A 15,490-nucleotide genomic window follows, 5' to 3' on the forward strand; every position below is an offset into this window, starting at 1 on the left:
GAGAGAAAAATGAGTGATGATTTTGACTACGAAGAGGTAGAAGAAGACTACTCTGAATTTAACGATGAGGACGAGGATAGTAGCGATAGCTATGACTATAACTACGACGAAAATGACTACAACTATGAAGATAGCGATGAGGATGAGGATAGTTACGACTCGTATTAAAATGGTCTAATTAAATTTAATGGATGAAATTAACGGAGAGAATGCTTGGTACAGGAATTTATAGAGCAAGATAGCTATAAGGCTATCGATGACATTTACAAAACGATATTAAACGTAGCGATAGCAAGTAACGCCTTTGTCTTGATCGCGCTTTGTAGTTTTTACTTTGACTTAACGATCATTTTTATCTGTTTTTTATTTCTTTCTATTAGCACTGCTTTAAGGATTAGATTTAATATCAAATACAGATTTTTAATCTCTGCCATCTTTCAACTAAATGTCATCACCGCAGTTATCGCTGGCGTTGTTGGCATGGGCTGGAGCTCTAATATATGGATAACACTCCTTGGCGTTATCTTTATAAACTACTTTTTGGCTTTTAACCAAAGACTTCTTACCTACTCTGTCTGCCTTCTTGAGCTATTTATCCTTTTGTGGCTATATCTTACATATAAAGATAAAGTAGTTGAGATAGACTCCATGGTACAAATAGGCTCAACCTGTATAAGCGTTTTCTTTACTTTTTACTTGGTCTTTAGACTTTCGTTTTTCTCTGACGCGATCACATCTAGTGGCTACAAACAGATCAGCGAAGAGAAAGAGGAGATAGAGAGAATTTCTAAGTATGACTTTTTAACCGGTCTTTTAAATAGACGCTCGATCGAGAGAACACTTAGATATGAGCTAAAAGAGCTTAGGGAGAAAAGCAGTGACGCAAATTTAGTCGTTATGCTAGGAGATATAGATAACTTTAAAAAGATAAATGACACCTACGGACACGATTGGGGCGACAAGGTCTTAAAAGAGATCGCAAGGGCTTTGCAAGATACTTTTAGAGAAAATGACCACATTTGTAGGTGGGGTGGAGAGGAATTTCTAGTTATCTTGCCTGAAGTTAAAACTGAAGATGTAAAAAAAGTAGAAACCAGACTTGGCACAAGGATAGCACAGGTGAAGTTGCCTGATAAGAGCTCAGTAACCATGACCTTTGGTCTGGTTCTTTGTGCAAATGGTGTTATAACTGATATCGACACAGTCATAAACAAAGCTGATAAAAAGCTATACGAGGGTAAGAAAAATGGCAAAGACCGCATCGAGTATGAGATCATGAAGGCAAATAAGGACAAAGACAATGCCTAAAATTTCACTTTATATCTCACAAAAGATCATCGTCTTTTCACTTCTAGCTGTACATACTTTTTACCTAGTTATGTTCTGTCTCATGGGCGAAGAAATTTTGGCTGTGGCAAACATCCTTTCTGTTAGCATATATCTTTTTGCACTAAAGATACTCTTTGATAGCGAAGAGAACAACAAGATCGTAATGCTCATCTTGCAAGTAGAAATTTTACTCCACGCCTCACTTTGCGTCTTTATCCTAGGTCTAGGCTGGGGCTTTGAAATTTTATTTTTAACATCGACAATTAGCCTCTTTTTCTTATCAGTTAGCTTTAAAATGTTAAGCAGAATTATCTCTTTGCTAGATATCGCGGCATTTTTACTTTTTTATCTAGTGATAGATATACCAGCAAAGGACGATCCTTTATACAAAGAGATATTTTTTGTATTTAACCTAACTGCATCTTGCGTGTTTGCCGTCCTAACATCATTTTTACTAGAGAGCTCAAATTTATTTATTTTCTTAGGCATCTTAGAAGAGAAAGAGTCTGCTAAAGCTGTCTTTAACCACGACCCACTAACTGGACTTTTAAACCGCGCTTCGATGCAACAAATTTTTAGACAAAAGAATTTATTTGACGGCAATGACTTTGCTATCGTGATGTGTGATATCGATAATTTTAAAAAGATAAATGACACCTACGGACACGGCGCAGGAGATGAAGTGCTAAAAAATCTCTCTGCAATTTTCAAAAACGCATTTAGAAATGAAGATAGGGTTGCGAGATTTGGCGGTGAGGAGTTTTTGGCTGTTATCTTTGACGTTAAAAAGGCAAAAGCAGTTAGCATCTTAGAGCGTATCAGAGAGACGCTTAATCAAAATGTCGTTGAATTTGAAAACCATAGGATCATAGCAACGATGACCTTTGGCGTCGTGGCTCACAGTGGCAACACTGAGGTAAATATCGAGCGTATGATCAAGCAAGCTGACGAGCTGCTTTATGTCGGTAAGCGTAATGGTAAAAATATCGTTATGAGTGCGGATTACGATCCAAAAGGATAAATTTAGAGGCCTAAGCCTCTAAATTTTAATGTCCATACATTATGTTTGGCAACCAAAGTGAAATTTGCGGTATATAAGTAACCAAGATAAGGCCAAAGAACAAGGTTAGCGTCCATGGCAAGCACGCCACAATGACCTCTTTTAAGTTCATATTTGTAAGACCGCTTGCGACAAATAAATTTAGTCCAACAGGCGGAGTGACCATACCTATCTCCATATTTACAACCAAGATGATACCAAAGTGTATAGGATCAACGCCTAGTTGCGTAGCTATCGGAAGCAAGAGCGGCACCATGATCATGATAACGCTTGAAGGCTCCATAAACTGACCCATGATAAAGAGCAAGATATTTACAAATATCAAAAATCCTATCATGCCGATATTTGCATCAAGTATCATCGATGCGATCGCTTGCGGGATCTGCTCGCTAGTTAGCAAATATGCAAAAACAACGGCGTTTGCGATGATGAAAAATATCATAGCTGTTGTAAGGGCTGAGTCTAGGCAGATATCCCAAAGATCTTTTATCTTTATATCTCTATAGATAAAAAGTGAGATAAATAGCGCATAGACCGCACTTGCTGCAGCAGCTTCAGTCGGAGTGAATATGCCTCCATAAATTCCGCCAATAACCACAACGACGATCAAAAGAGCCCAAAATGCTTTTGCAAATTTCTGCACTCTTACTTTAAGTGGCTCAGCCTTAGTCGCTTTAAATCCAAGCTTTTTTGCGCCAACGTAGGTTTGCACAAGCATCATGCCACCAAGCATAAGACCTGGCATAACGCCCGCCATAAAGAGCTTACCGATGCTAACCTCTGCCGTTACGCCGTACACGATCATAACAACCGAAGGTGGGATCAAAATGCCAAGCGAGCCAGCCGTAGTTATGCCACCCACTGCATACTCTTTTGGATAGCCAGCCTCTTTTATCGCTGCAAACATTATTGAGCCAATAGCCACAACCGTCGCAGGCGAGCTTCCAGAGACCGCTGCAAATATGATGCAGGCAAATATCGCACTCATAGGAAGACCGCCTGGCAAGTGCCCGACCATAGACTTTGCAAAGTCGATGATACGTCTTGCTGAGCCGCCTTTACTTAGTAAATTTCCAGCCAAGATAAACATCGGGATCGCCATTAGCGAAAATTTATTGATACCATCAAAAATTAACTGCGGGATCGTAGCGATGTCGATATCTGTAAAAAATATCATCGTTAAAACAGTACTTGTGCCTAGCGAAACTGCGACTGGCACGCCTATTAGCATCAGTGCAAAAAGTAGGATAAATAAAAATGCTATTGTCATCTTTTTTCTCCTTAGTCTTTGACTACGCTACCGTGAGCTAGCTCGTGCGCTTCGTTGCTTACGACCTTTGCTGCAGGCGTTAGTGCTACTTTGATAGCCTTTTCAGCCGAGCGGTAGCTAGCTGTGACGAAGGCTATTGGAAGCACTAGCATAGGGACCCATTGAGGTATGCCAAGGTCTATGATCATCTGCTCGATCTCGTGTAAAATTTTAAGATAATCAACCGAATAAACCGCGATAAATATCAAAAAGACAGTTGTTAAGATATGCGAAAAGAGTAAGCACGCCTTTGCAAGCGCTGGTGGAAATTTCTCCACCAAGATAGTTACGCTCACGTGGATGCCCTTGTTAAAGCCATACGCTGCGGCAAAAAACGCCGACCATATAAATAGGTAGTTTGATAGCTCGCTCGCCCATGACCAGCTTTTGTCAAAAAAGTATCTAGCCACGACGTTGGCAAAGGCTAGCAGCGTTCCACTAGCTAGCCCTAAAACGGCGATAGTTTTATTAAGCGAGACTATCAATATATCAAGAGCGTTAATGAAATTCTTCATTATTTTGTCTCGATTGTCTTTTCTATAAGCTCTTTGCCGATGACATCGTAAAATTTAGGATAGATAGCCTGCATAACTTTTTGCCATTCAGCTTTTTGTGCATCGTCGATCTTGAAAATTTCTAGCTTTTTAGTCTCTGCTATATATTTTTCAAGCTGAGCTATGACGTGAGCGTCCTCTTTAGCTGTCTCTTCTCTCTCGTAAGCTGTAGCTTCGCTTAGAGCTTGTTTTACATTTGCTTTTAGATCATCTGGTAGTTTGTTCCAAAATTTATCACTCATAACAACTAGATAGCCTAGATATCCGTGGTGAGAAAGTGTAAGAGAGCTTTGAACCTCGTGAAATTTAGAGTTATAGAAATTTGAAAGTGGGTTTTCAGTCGCATCAACTACGCCTTGTTGAAGTGCAGAATAAACCTCTGAAAATGGTAGAACTTGTGGGTTGCCACCGATCGCTTTGATCTGCTCTTCAAGCACTTTTGAGCTTTGAATTCTAAATTTTTGTCCTTTTGCATCTTCTGGAGTGAGGATAGGCTTTTTGCTTGAGCTAAAGTGCTTAAATCCAGCATCCCAGTAATCAAGCGCTACAAAGCCCTTCTTAGTCACAAGGCCTTTTAGCTCCTCGCCAACTGCACCGTCTTGAACCTTGTGAAGGTGGTCTGCATCTTTAAAGATGAAAGGTAGGTCAAATAGCTGAAACTGCGGCACGATAGGTGTAAATTTAGAAAAGCTTGGAGCTGCCATTTGGACGTTGCCAAGCTTTAGCGCGCCAAATACTCTATCATCATCAAGTAGCTGAGCTGATGGGAAGACTTGAACTTTTATCTTGCCGCCACTTAGCTCTTCAGCACGCTTTGCAAAAAAGTCAGCTGCCTTACCCTTTGGCGTAGAAGCTGCGACAACGTGAGCAAATTTGATCGTATAGACCTTATCAGCACCAAATGCTAAGCCACTGATGGCACATGTAAAAAGTAAAGCTTGTAAGAATTTCATCTTTCATCCTTTGTAATAGTTTTGATAGGTGCATTATAAATTTCAAAAATAAAAATTTAGAAATTTTGTTTCATAAATTCACATATCTTTATTTTTATATGTGTATTTTTGTAACATTTTTGACCAGAAATAGATAGTTTTTGCTTTGTAAATTTAACGTAAAAATTTATTTATCATTTTTATAGTCTATTTTTGTTACGTTTCTACACATATTTTTATATTATTTTTTACATTTAGATAAATTTAAATTTACTTTTCTTGCTTTTGCAAAGCCAAATTTGCTCTTTTAGGATATAAATTTTCACTCTTTAACCATAAATTTTTAAAGTAAATTCACTCATCTTTTAAAAATAAAAAAATTAGCTTTTATAAAAACGCCCTATTTTTGGCTTAAATTTTAAAAGATTTTGTTTGTTAATCTTTTGTGGCTATAATGCGAAATAACAAATTTTATTATTAAGGAATTATTATGTTTGAACTAAGAAAACTTCCGTTTGACGCAAACAACAACGCAGTAGTAAGTGCTAAAACCTGTGAATACCACTACGGCAAGCACCACGCAACCTATGTTGCAAATCTAAACAATCTCATAAAAGATACAAAATTTGCTAACGCTTCATTTTACGAGATCCTAAGAAATAGCGAAGGCGGCCTTTACAACAACGTCGCTCAAGTCTATAACCACGACTTTTACTGGGACTGCATCGCTAAAAAAAGCGGGATGTCAAGCGAGTTAAAAGCTGCGATCGAGGCAAATTTCGCAAATTTTAAAGAGGAGTTTTTAAAAGCAGCTACAACGCTTTTTGGCTCAGGCTGGGCGTGGCTTGTATTTGACCCAAGCAGCAAAAAGCTAGAGATCGTACAAACTAGCAACGCAAAAACTCCAGTGAGCGACGGCAAAGTGCCACTTCTAGTCGTTGATGTTTGGGAGCACGCTTACTACATCGACAACTTCAACGCTCGCCCAAAATACCTAGAGACATTTTATGAGAACATAAACTGGGAATTTGTAAGCCAAGCTTACGAGTGGGCGCTAAAAGAGGGTCTTGGCTCAGTTGAGTTTTACACAAAAGAACTACATAAATAATATCTGGCGGGAGCTCCCCGCCTTTAAATTTCTGCTTTTTACTCAAATTTAACTATCAAATTTACCATTTTATAAAGAGAGCGCAAACACTTGTTTTGACAAACGGTCTTTTTATAAATTTAAAATCAGCATGAGCTAGCTCATCTTTAAATTTCTATTTTCTAAATTTTAAAATCATCAATTTTTTCAGCAAAATCACTTTTTGAAAGATAATACGATCTTAAATGGCTCAAATTCTTGTTTTGGCAAGTGAGTTTTCTTAAATTTAAAGCTGGCGCAAGATATCTCACTTTCAAATTTCTTTTGAGTTGCTAAATTTAGCAAGCAATAGGCGCGATATTTATAGCTTTGAAATGACATAAAATACTCGTTTTAGCTACCGCCCTATTTTGATGCGGTGGCTTTCACTTTAAATTTAGCGCTATAAAACGAAACCAAAACAACTATCTCACCTTTAAATTTATCAGTAAAACTTACTTTGATATTTAAGAAATGGAGCAGTATTTGTTGCTTCAAAATGCTCCAAGTAGATTTTTGTATCAAGCAAGGGCGGCTTAAATTTCAAAGCCACCCAGCCAAAATTTATCTTTTTGAAGTGTATAAATTTATCCCCTTTTGCAAGCGTTTTAACCCTTCAAGCACCCTTTCGCGCTGCGTTGCGATATTCATACGAAGGAAAAATCTATCTCCTCTGTAAGCGTTGCCGTCATTTAGCCAAAGTCCCGCTTTATCGCGCAAGAAATTCATAAATTCGCTCGAATCCTCGCAAAACGCACTGCAGTCAAGCCACAAAAGGTAGGTCGCACTCGATGGCAAGAGCTTCACTGGCAAGCCTTGCTCTTTTATGAAGTTTGCAACGACCTTTTTGTTTTCAAAAAGATACTCTCTTAGCTCATCAAGCCATGCCTCGCCCTCGTTAAAAGCGGCGATTGCGGCGATGATCGCAAAGGCATTTGCCTCGCCAACCTCATCGTAGTTGATAGCAGCATTTAGTCTTGATCTGATCTTTTCATTTGGCGTGACGACGGCTGAGCTTTGAAGGCCAGCTATGTTAAAGGCCTTTGTTGGCGATATGCACGTTATGGAGTTGTTTTTGCACTCCTCGCTAACGCTGATAAATGGTACGTAGCTTAGCCTAGGGTCGGTTATGTCGCAGTGAATTTCATCGCTAATGACCAAAACGCCGTGCTTGTAGCAAAGCTCACCTATCTTTTTTAGCGTCTCTTTGTCCCAAATTTTACCTATTGGATTGTGGGGATTACAAAGTAGCATCATGGTCGTTAGTGGCTGGGCTAGCTTTGCCTCAAGGTCGTCAAAGTCTATCTCATAAGAGCCATTTTTGTAAACAAGGTCGTTTGATAAAATTTCACGGCCGTTGTTTTTTATGCAGTTAAAAAAGACGTGATAAACGGGCGCTTGCACTAAAATTTGATCTCCCGGGCTGCTAAATCTCCTAATAGCCGTCGAAAGTGCTGGTATGACGCCCGTGCAAAAGCAGATCCACTCGTTTTGAAACCCCACATTGTGACGTCTTTGCCACCAGCTCCTTATCGCCTCATTCCACTCTTTTGGGATGAACGAGTAGCCAAAGACGCCGTTATCAAGGCGCTTTTGCAAGACACTTAATATCTCAGGTGCAGCCTTAAAGTCCATATCTGCAACCCACATCGGCAAAACGTCATTTTTCATACGCCATTTTGATGAGTTTGTGCCTTCTCTGCTTACTAATGTGTCAAAATCGTACTTCATAGCTTTTCCTTAAATAAAATTTTAAATCAATTATAACCCAAAAGATACTAAGATGATTTAAAAATTTAATACCCAAAAAGGAAAAATGATGAAACTAGCTCAGGCTCTCATCCTAAGATCTGACACGCAAAAGCGCATCGAACAGCTAAAAGTTAGGCTACTTAGCAATGCAAAAACGCAGGAGAACGAAAGTCCAAGCGAGGATCCAAAGCTTCTTTTAAAAGAGCTTGACAAGCTAACAAGCGAGCTTTTCACGCTCATTTGCTCTATAAATTTAACAAACTCAAGCGCTAAATTTGATGGCATGAGCCTAACTGAGATGATCGCTAAAAAGGACGCTTTGACGCTAAAAGCAAACGTGCTTAGGGAGTTTGCAACAAGCGCTAGTCAAAAAGTGGATCTTTACTCAAATAGCGAGATCAAAATTTTAAGCACAGTCGATGTTAGCGCGCTTCAAAAGCAAGTGGATGCGCTTTCAAAAGAGATCAGAGAGCTCGAGATGAAACTTCAGGAGGCAAACTGGGCGATTGAACTAGTAGAGTAAAATTTATGGTAAAAATTTAGCCAAAAGCGAGTAAAAAACCATACATTGGCGGCTTGCGAAGACCAGGCAAAAGCTTAAATTTAGTCTTAGCAATCTTACAAATGCAAATTTAAAAAGCACTTTTACTACCACTTACTGGTTTGGCTATATTTTGGGTGGGTTTGGGGAAAATTAATCTTTATCATGTAAAATTTCGTAAATTTTTAAAAAGGAAATTTATGAAACTAGACACTCTCATCGTAAAAGGCATCGAAGCCAAAAACAACCCAAACAAAGCGGTTGTTCCGCCAGTATTTTTAGCTAGTACCTTCGTGCAAGATGACCTTGAAAATTTTCAAGAATTTGCCTACTCTCGTGGCAACAATCCTACGAAAAAGGCATTTGATGATATCTTTGCTAAAGTTGAAGGTAGCAAATATGCATTTAGCTTTGGCTCAGGCATGGCAGCAACAGCAGCCGCACTTAGCCTTATAAAAACAGGGCAAAAAGTCCTGCTAAATAGCAACGTCTATGGTGGCACATATAGGTATGTCACGACTGTTTTTGAAAGCCACGGCATAAAGAGCGAATTTATAGATGATCTAAATTTTTTAAGCGAAGATGACATAAGCGACGACGTGGCAGCTATCTTCATCGAAACTCCCTCAAATCCTCTCTTAAGAGTGACTGATGTCGCTAGAATTTCAAAGATCGCTCATAAAAAGGGTGCTCTAGTCATCGTGGATAATACATTTTTGACGCCTTACTATCAAAAAGTGCTTGAGCACGGAGCTGACATCGTAGTATATAGCGCCACAAAATATATCGGCGGACATGCTGACGTGATCGCTGGTATCGTCACGCTAAACGATGATGCTTTGGCTGAAAAGATCAAATTTGCCAAAAACACGCTTGGTGGCATCATCAGTCCGATGGACGCATACTACCTAATACGTGGGCTTAAAACGCTTAGCGTTAGGTTTGACAGACAAACGCAAAATACCCATAAAATCATCAAATTTTTAGAGAATAATGACGCCGTTAGCATGGTGCATTTCCCTGGCTCATATAGCGAGCAAGAGGCAAAGATGCAAGCGGCTCAAGCAAGCGACATCGGCGCTCTTATCTCATTTGAACTTGATGAAAAATATGATGTAAATAAATTTGTAAAAGCGCTAGAAATTTTTGATCTAGCAGTGAGCCTTGGTGGCGTAGAGAGCCTTATTTGCAGGCCTGCTACGATGACGCACGAGGCATATCCAAAAGAGTTGCTAGATAAGATCGGCATAAAGCAAAATTTGCTTCGCCTAGCCATCGGCATCGAAAACGTCGATGATCTAATAGCTGACCTTGATCAAGCATTTAAAAAAGCTAAAAGATAAGGAGAAATCATGGCAACTACAAAATTTAAAGGCAGTGAGGTAAATTTAAGCGGAAATGAGCTATTTGTTGGCTCTTATGCGCCTGAAGCAAGAGTCGTAGCGCAAGATCTTAGCGAATTTAGCGTGGGCGGAAATAATGGCATAGAGGTGCTTGTCTGTTTGCCTTCACTTGATACTGGCGTTTGCGCGGCAGAAGCACGTAAATTTAACGAAAAAGTAGCCGGCAAACACGGCGTAAAGCTTAGCATCATCTCAAACGACCTGCCATTTGCGATGGGGAGATTTTGCACGACTGAGGGCATAGCAAATTTGCGCGTGGGAAGCGACTTTAGATACGGCGAATTTGCCCAAAATTACGGCATGCTAATGAGTGATGGGGCGCTAAAAGGCTTGCTTGCAAGAGCGGTCTTTGTCATCAAAGATGGCGTCATCATTCACAAGCAAATCGTCCCCGAAGTGACCCAGGAGCCAAACTACGACGCAGTTTTTGACGCTATAAAACAAAGCGGCGGATGTGGTTGTGGCTGCGGCTGCCATTAAGATTTACTATGCAAATAGCCCAGCTATGATGGCAAAGAGCTGACTGCCTGTCACCACTAGCTCACCAACCTCTTCTACACCCCTTAAAACTGGCCTTATTTGGGCTAGTTTTAGGCCTGATTTTTCTTTTATTTGTTCATTTTTTGGTGGCAAGTCTTGCGTGATGCTTGCGTATTTTTTGATGACCTCTATCACCTGCTTTATCTCATCTGGCAAATTTTCATCCAAATTTTTAGGCAGTGAAATATATAAATTTTCACGGCTTCTAGTCAGTAAGACGTAAATTTTTCTATAAAAAAGTGCCCTTTCATTTTTATATATGGTTTGCAAAAACGGCAAAAAGTTGTGGATGATGACATTTTGCGCTTCAAGGCCTTTAATGGACTGTATCGTCAAAACCTCTACGTTTTTACCCTCTGGCAAGACGCTCTCTTTTATGGCATTTACAGCGACCTTGCTATTACTTAAAATGACGCTTGTTTCGCCATTTGGTAAGGCTTTTAGGCACTTTTTAAGTCCCGCAAATTCATCAAGCTCAGCTACTTTTATGCTGCCATCTTGCAAGATGCACTGGATGTCTGAGATGAAGTCTTGATTTAGATAAAAGCTCTTTTTGTAGTAGTCATTTATCGCTGAATCCTTTTGTAAGATCTCAAATGCGCACCTAGCGATGTTTGAAGGTGTTCGGTAGACGTTTTTTAGGTTTTTCACGCGCCCTCTCATATCGATGCGCTCAAATTTTGGATGGTGAAAGATGTCGGCGATGTTGTTCATCGTGTATGTGTAAAATTTCTGCGCCTCGTCGATGAAAAATATGCAGTCCTTTATCTCCTCGTAGATGACGCGCATAAAGCCAGCTGGCATATCCTGGGTCTCGTCACAAAGGACGTAGTCGATCGGATGCTTTGCAAGGTGGGCCTTAAATTTCGCTCTAAACTCGGCAATCGCTTCGTCTGATTCGTAAATTTGATACTTTTGGCTGATGTTTGTATTTTCATCCATGCCAAGCTTTGCTTCATCAAATTCTATACGTTTTAGCAGCGAGATGATCGGATAAACGGCTATGTTTTTGTTTATAAATTTATCGCCAAAGCTTGACTTGATATTTTGGGCTAAATTTTTATTAAAGCAAAGCACGAGAAATTTCTCATTTTCGTCACGCTCAAGCCTATTTGCAACAAAATTTGCAAGTATCATCGTCTTGCCAGTGCCAGCCACGCCTCTGATCACGCGAAAACCGTCAGTGTAGCCGTTCATGATACTAAGCTGCTTGTGGTCAAAAAACATCACTTCATCTTTCGTGATTATCGGGATTATCTTTTGTTTTAGCCTGCTTTGATTAACAAGCATTTCTGAAATTTTAAGAAACTCTTTTTTGTTTGGTAGCGTGCTTATAGAGGAGTTGAAAAACTTAGCAAAGATGTCCTCATCTGTTAGATCGTCCTTGAAAAAGGTGTGATTTTTTAAATTTAGATAGCTTGGATTTTTCGCGTAAAATTTACTAGCCTCGGCCTTGCTTATAGAGGGGAAAATGACCCTGTACTCGACATTTATAGGCACTTTTTTAAGCTCTGATTCTATCTTTGCAAGAAGCATTCTTTGATAAATTTTCACCTGTTCGTATGGATTATTTTCATCCATTTGCTCAAGGTCGCTCCAGTTTTTCACCTCGATGACGTAAATTCCAAGCACTGGATGGAGCAAAAGCAGGTCGATCTCCATAGAAGAGCCTGCAGGATCGTCGATGCTCGCCTTTGGGATGAGATAGTAGTTTTCATCGCCTTTTTGGTTTAAGATTTTACCGATAGCCTCGAGCACATCGGCCTCACCCTGCTCACCTTTAAAGATCTTACTAAAAATGCTTTTTATGTTCATAAACCACTCCTTTAAATTTTTAACAACTTTGCTATTTTATAAATTTTAATCTTAGAGTTTGAAACCGTACATTGTTAAAATTTAGTTTGAGATTAAATTTAAGCCTTACGGGTGAATTTAAAATAAATTTTTATGGTAAAAATACAAATTTATAAATTGGAGGAATAAGAAAAAATGACTGAAAAAATAAAAGATGATTTGAAATTTAAAGTGGCCGGGAGATAGGGATTCGAACCCCAGGAGGCTTTCACACCTCAACGGTTTTCAAGACCGCCGCTTTCGACCGCTCAGCCATCTCCCGATTATAAGATTTGTGATTATAGCCAACTTTGCTTAAAATTTGCTATAACCACTAAGAATTATTCTGTTTTTTCTTTGACGTAACTAGCGCCGTCATTGATCTTCTCTTTAGTCCATTCTTTGGCGTTGTGGCTATCTTCTTTTACGCCGTGCCAAGTGTTTGAACAACCTACTACAAAAAATGCCATACATACTATTAAAAGCAATTTTTTCATCGTTATCCCTTTATGTGGTTATTTTTGAAGTTGGAGGCGACACCCGGATTCGAACCGGGGATCAAAGCTTTGCAGGCTCATGCCTTACCACTTGGCCATGTCGCCGTTTTGGTGGTGCCCGAGACCGGACTTGAACCGGTACGGTAAAAACTACCGAGGGATTTTAAGTCCCTTGCGTCTACCATTCCGCCACTCGGGCAAAATTTAATGGAGCGGGAAACGAGATTCGAACTCGCGACCCCAACCTTGGCAAGGTTGTGCTCTACCCCTGAGCTATTCCCGCATTAAAGGTTGCAATGTTATCCAAAAGTTGCTTAAAAATTTATTTTATAAAAACGACTTTCAAAAAAATGTAAGCCATAAAAAGATAAAATACCAAATCTTTTGGGGTTATAGCTCAGCTGGGAGAGCGCTTGAATGGCATTCAAGAGGTCGGCGGTTCGATCCCGCTTAACTCCACCAACAGACGTTTTCAGGGGTTTTCAAACCTTGTCAAAAAATGCTTTTCAAAGCCCAAATTTAGGGCTTTTACCACTTTTTAAGCTCTCATCTCTTATCATTGCATTTCATCTAATATCACTCTTTTGAGTGTATATCTGAGTGTAAAAAAATATTTTTTCTAACTTTTTACACTCAAAATTAAGGGTTACGAAATGGCAAGCTTTGCGAACGATTTGGCACTAAAAAAATTTACACTCAAAAATAAAATTCGTGAGTGGGTAAAAGATGACGGAGTGAAATTTTTATACGTGCTTGCATACAAGACCCAAAAAGAAACCACCAAGACCTTTTATTTCAAATATCAAGAGAGCGACGAAAAGCGAACAACAAAACAAATCAGGCTAGGCAAATATCCAAGCATTACGCTAGCAGAAGCAAGGGCGAAAGCCTTAGAGCTCGAGAGGCTAAGAGATAGGGGCGAGGATTTACAGCTAGCCACGGCCAAGCAAAAGGCTATCACGTTTAAAGATGTAGCCGATGAGTGGATAGAAAAAGAGCAGAGCAAAAGCCTCGTATCGACTAAGAAGCAAATAGGGCGTGTAAAAAATCATCTCATCTTTTATTTAGGTAGCAAAGAGATAACCGCTCTAAAGCGTAGAGATTATATGCAAGTAATCGAGCAGATACAAGCGCGAGAAACGAAAAGGGAGCTAACCCACGAAACATCAGAGCGGACTTTTAGACTACTCCGTAAAATCTTAGATTTAGCAGTAAATAAGGGCTACATCGAACACAATCCAACACGAGATATTATTTTTAATGATACTTTCAAGACCTCATCAAATAACCACTACAAGGCAATAACTGAGCCAAGCAAGCTAAAAGAGCTATTAAGAGCAATGCAGGACTATCAAGGCTCGTTTTGCACGCAGCAAGCGTTAATATTTGGAGTGCATACCTTTTTACGTAGTGCAAACGTGAGAGAACTAAAATGGCAATACGTGGATTTTGAGAATAATTTAATCACGTTTCCAGCCGAGGCGATGAAGTTAAGAGAAGTTTTTTATATACCAATGAGTAAGCAGGTCAAGAAGCTTTTAAAAACAATGCTAGAGCATAAAAGTGGCGATTTTGTTTTTCCTAGTGGCATAAGTGCGACAAGACCGCTAAGCGATAGCACACTAAACCAAGCGATTAAGCGGTTAAACTTCGGCGATGAAATGGTATTTCACGGCTTACGCACGACAGCAAGCACCCTATTAAATGAAAACATCAAAAATCACGGCTTTAGCAGTGATGTGATAGAGCTTTGCCTAGACCATAAAGAGCGAACAAGCGTAAAAGCTATTTATGACCGAAGCCAAAGGCTGGACGAGCGAGCCAAGCTTATGCAATGGTGGAGCGATTATTTAGATAGTTTGGTAAAGGGGTAAAAGAACAATGACAGAGAACAAAATTGACTTAAATGAATTATTAGAAATGGAGAGGGATAAAATAATGTTAAAAGATGAGTTATTAAATTTTTTGTCGCGATATGCAAATAAATACCCACAATTTCAAAGCGAGGCTAGTATTTATGAGTTAAAAGAAAGTTTAATTTTTTTAAAAGATTTTAATACTGATGGCAATTCTTACGTAGATTATTCCGCCAAATTTGCCATAAATAAATACATTCAAGATTTAGAAGCCATAGCCAAGAAAAAAGAACGCAAACAAACAAGAGATGAACGCCTACTTAAAAAAATCGAAAAAGCTATTAATGCATTATACGATATAAAAGAGGATTTTTTTATGGGCGAAGATATTGACGAAGAGGACCACAAGGCTATGTACCCCGATGAGATAAAAATACGTAAAAACATAGATGATTTAATATACGCACTTTACTTAAAAATTGATTGTTATGAAAAAGATGAAAATATTACGCCTACAATAGCAAACAAAAAATTTGATAAAGCTTTTTTTGAACTTCTAAACGAAAGAAAAAAGAATAATAATATTAGCCCCCTAGAGTTAGCCAAAGCAATAACGCAATTAAGAGTTACCATAAGAAACATTTTTAATAATAAGCCAAATATACGGACAAAATCCAACAAATAAGCATAAAAAATACCTCTAAAAATTTCTTACATTACTTTCGATGTAAGAAATTTATTTTTTACATTAAAACTAA

16 protein-coding genes and 5 tRNA genes are annotated in these 15,490 nt (G+C 39.1%); 10 read left to right on the forward strand and 11 right to left on the reverse strand.

The annotated features are described in order from the left end of the window. Window positions 1-9: 9 nt before the first annotated feature. From CVT14_RS10735 to CVT14_RS06835, 3 genes are read left to right on the forward strand one after another with little or no spacing between them, the layout of a single operon-like run. Window positions 10-168: a hypothetical protein gene (locus CVT14_RS10735; protein ID WP_002941615.1), complete on the forward strand. Its 159-nt coding sequence runs from the start codon at window positions 10-12 to the stop codon at window positions 166-168. Window positions 169-213: 45 nt separating this feature from the next. After that, window positions 214-1,308 carry a GGDEF domain-containing protein gene (locus CVT14_RS06830; RefSeq protein WP_107849986.1) on the forward strand — a complete coding sequence of 365 codons (1,095 nt, stop codon included), beginning with the start codon at window positions 214-216 and terminating at the stop codon, window positions 1,306-1,308. Further along, the gene (locus CVT14_RS06835) at window positions 1,301-2,350 is read left to right on the forward strand and encodes a GGDEF domain-containing protein (RefSeq protein ID WP_021089238.1); all 1,050 of its coding nucleotides are present in this window, start codon (window positions 1,301-1,303) and stop codon (window positions 2,348-2,350) included. The genes CVT14_RS06830 and CVT14_RS06835 overlap by 8 nt, the downstream gene beginning before the upstream one ends. A 25-nt stretch (window positions 2,351-2,375) precedes the next feature. On the opposite strand, the gene CVT14_RS06840 is transcribed toward CVT14_RS06835, so the two are convergent. From CVT14_RS06840 to CVT14_RS06850, 3 genes are read right to left on the reverse strand one after another with little or no spacing between them, the layout of a single operon-like run. Next, window positions 2,376-3,659 (reverse strand): TRAP transporter large permease, encoded by a 1,284-nt coding sequence (locus CVT14_RS06840; protein WP_021089224.1) that lies wholly within the window; start codon window positions 3,657-3,659, stop codon window positions 2,376-2,378. Between the two features lie 11 nt (window positions 3,660-3,670). Beyond that, complete coding sequence (locus CVT14_RS06845) at window positions 3,671-4,213, reverse strand: TRAP transporter small permease (protein WP_021084026.1); 543 nt, start codon at window positions 4,211-4,213, stop codon at window positions 3,671-3,673. Beyond that, window positions 4,213-5,205 (reverse strand): DctP family TRAP transporter solute-binding subunit, encoded by a 993-nt coding sequence (locus CVT14_RS06850; RefSeq protein ID WP_021089263.1) that lies wholly within the window; start codon window positions 5,203-5,205, stop codon window positions 4,213-4,215. Before CVT14_RS06850 ends, CVT14_RS06845 begins: the two co-directional genes overlap by 1 nt. Window positions 5,206-5,674: 469 nt before the next feature. On the opposite strand from CVT14_RS06850, the gene sodB reads away from it, so the two are divergent. Beyond that, a complete protein-coding gene (gene sodB, locus CVT14_RS06855; RefSeq protein ID WP_103599099.1) occupies window positions 5,675-6,292 on the forward strand; it encodes a superoxide dismutase [Fe] in 618 nt (205 codons plus the stop codon). A gap of 195 nt (window positions 6,293-6,487) precedes the next feature. Here the strand turns inward: sodB and CVT14_RS10650 are convergent, their stop codons facing one another. Further along, complete coding sequence (locus CVT14_RS10650; RefSeq protein WP_159071748.1) at window positions 6,488-6,652, reverse strand: hypothetical protein; 165 nt, start codon at window positions 6,650-6,652, stop codon at window positions 6,488-6,490. A 222-nt stretch (window positions 6,653-6,874) separates the two neighbouring features. Beyond that, window positions 6,875-8,041, reverse strand: a complete 1,167-nt coding sequence (locus tag CVT14_RS06860) for a MalY/PatB family protein (RefSeq protein WP_103599098.1) — start codon at window positions 8,039-8,041, stop codon at window positions 6,875-6,877. A gap of 88 nt (window positions 8,042-8,129) precedes the next feature. Here CVT14_RS06860 and CVT14_RS06865 point away from each other — a divergent pair, with 88 nt between their 5' ends. From CVT14_RS06865 to tpx, 3 genes are all read left to right on the forward strand, one after another. Continuing rightward, window positions 8,130-8,585: a DIP1984 family protein gene (locus tag CVT14_RS06865; RefSeq protein ID WP_103599097.1), complete on the forward strand. Its 456-nt coding sequence runs from the start codon at window positions 8,130-8,132 to the stop codon at window positions 8,583-8,585. Window positions 8,586-8,803: 218 nt separating this feature from the next. Continuing rightward, window positions 8,804-9,946, forward strand: coding sequence for a trans-sulfuration enzyme family protein (locus tag CVT14_RS06870; protein WP_107849987.1), 1,143 nt, complete (start codon window positions 8,804-8,806; stop codon window positions 9,944-9,946). 9 nt (window positions 9,947-9,955) lie between these two features. Continuing rightward, window positions 9,956-10,486: a thiol peroxidase gene (gene tpx, locus CVT14_RS06875; RefSeq protein ID WP_009295238.1), complete on the forward strand. Its 531-nt coding sequence runs from the start codon at window positions 9,956-9,958 to the stop codon at window positions 10,484-10,486. A 6-nt stretch (window positions 10,487-10,492) separates the two neighbouring features. Here tpx and CVT14_RS06880 read toward each other — a convergent pair whose 3' ends face one another. The 6 genes from CVT14_RS06880 to CVT14_RS06900 all read right to left on the reverse strand — a co-directional run bounded on the left by CVT14_RS06880 (window position 10,493) and on the right by CVT14_RS06900 (window position 13,159). Then, complete coding sequence (locus tag CVT14_RS06880) at window positions 10,493-12,361, reverse strand: nuclease-related domain-containing DEAD/DEAH box helicase (protein WP_107849988.1); 1,869 nt, start codon at window positions 12,359-12,361, stop codon at window positions 10,493-10,495. Window positions 12,362-12,572: 211 nt separating this feature from the next. Then, a tRNA-Ser gene (locus tag CVT14_RS06885) sits at window positions 12,573-12,662 on the reverse strand. A gap of 58 nt (window positions 12,663-12,720) precedes the next feature. Beyond that, a complete protein-coding gene (locus tag CVT14_RS10740; protein ID WP_181001016.1) occupies window positions 12,721-12,876 on the reverse strand; it encodes a hypothetical protein in 156 nt (51 codons plus the stop codon). A 31-nt stretch (window positions 12,877-12,907) separates the two neighbouring features. Continuing rightward, a tRNA-Cys gene (locus CVT14_RS06890) sits at window positions 12,908-12,981 on the reverse strand. Between the two features lie 7 nt (window positions 12,982-12,988). Beyond that, window positions 12,989-13,075 (reverse strand) — tRNA-Leu (locus CVT14_RS06895). 9 nt (window positions 13,076-13,084) lie between these two features. Next, window positions 13,085-13,159, reverse strand: a tRNA-Gly gene (locus CVT14_RS06900). A 103-nt stretch (window positions 13,160-13,262) separates the two neighbouring features. Here CVT14_RS06900 and CVT14_RS06905 point away from each other — a divergent pair. From CVT14_RS06905 to CVT14_RS06915, 3 genes are all read left to right on the forward strand, one after another. Continuing rightward, window positions 13,263-13,338 (forward strand) — tRNA-Ala (locus CVT14_RS06905). 191 nt (window positions 13,339-13,529) lie between these two features. Continuing rightward, complete coding sequence (locus tag CVT14_RS06910; RefSeq protein WP_021089240.1) at window positions 13,530-14,750, forward strand: tyrosine-type recombinase/integrase; 1,221 nt, start codon at window positions 13,530-13,532, stop codon at window positions 14,748-14,750. Window positions 14,751-14,757: 7 nt separating this feature from the next. Further along, the gene (locus tag CVT14_RS06915) at window positions 14,758-15,417 is read left to right on the forward strand and encodes a hypothetical protein (RefSeq protein WP_021089284.1); all 660 of its coding nucleotides are present in this window, start codon (window positions 14,758-14,760) and stop codon (window positions 15,415-15,417) included. Window positions 15,418-15,490 lie beyond the last annotated feature (73 nt).

This window comes from Campylobacter concisus (assembly GCF_003048445.1).
Lineage (GTDB): Bacteria > Campylobacterota > Campylobacteria > Campylobacterales > Campylobacteraceae > Campylobacter_A > Campylobacter_A concisus_BF.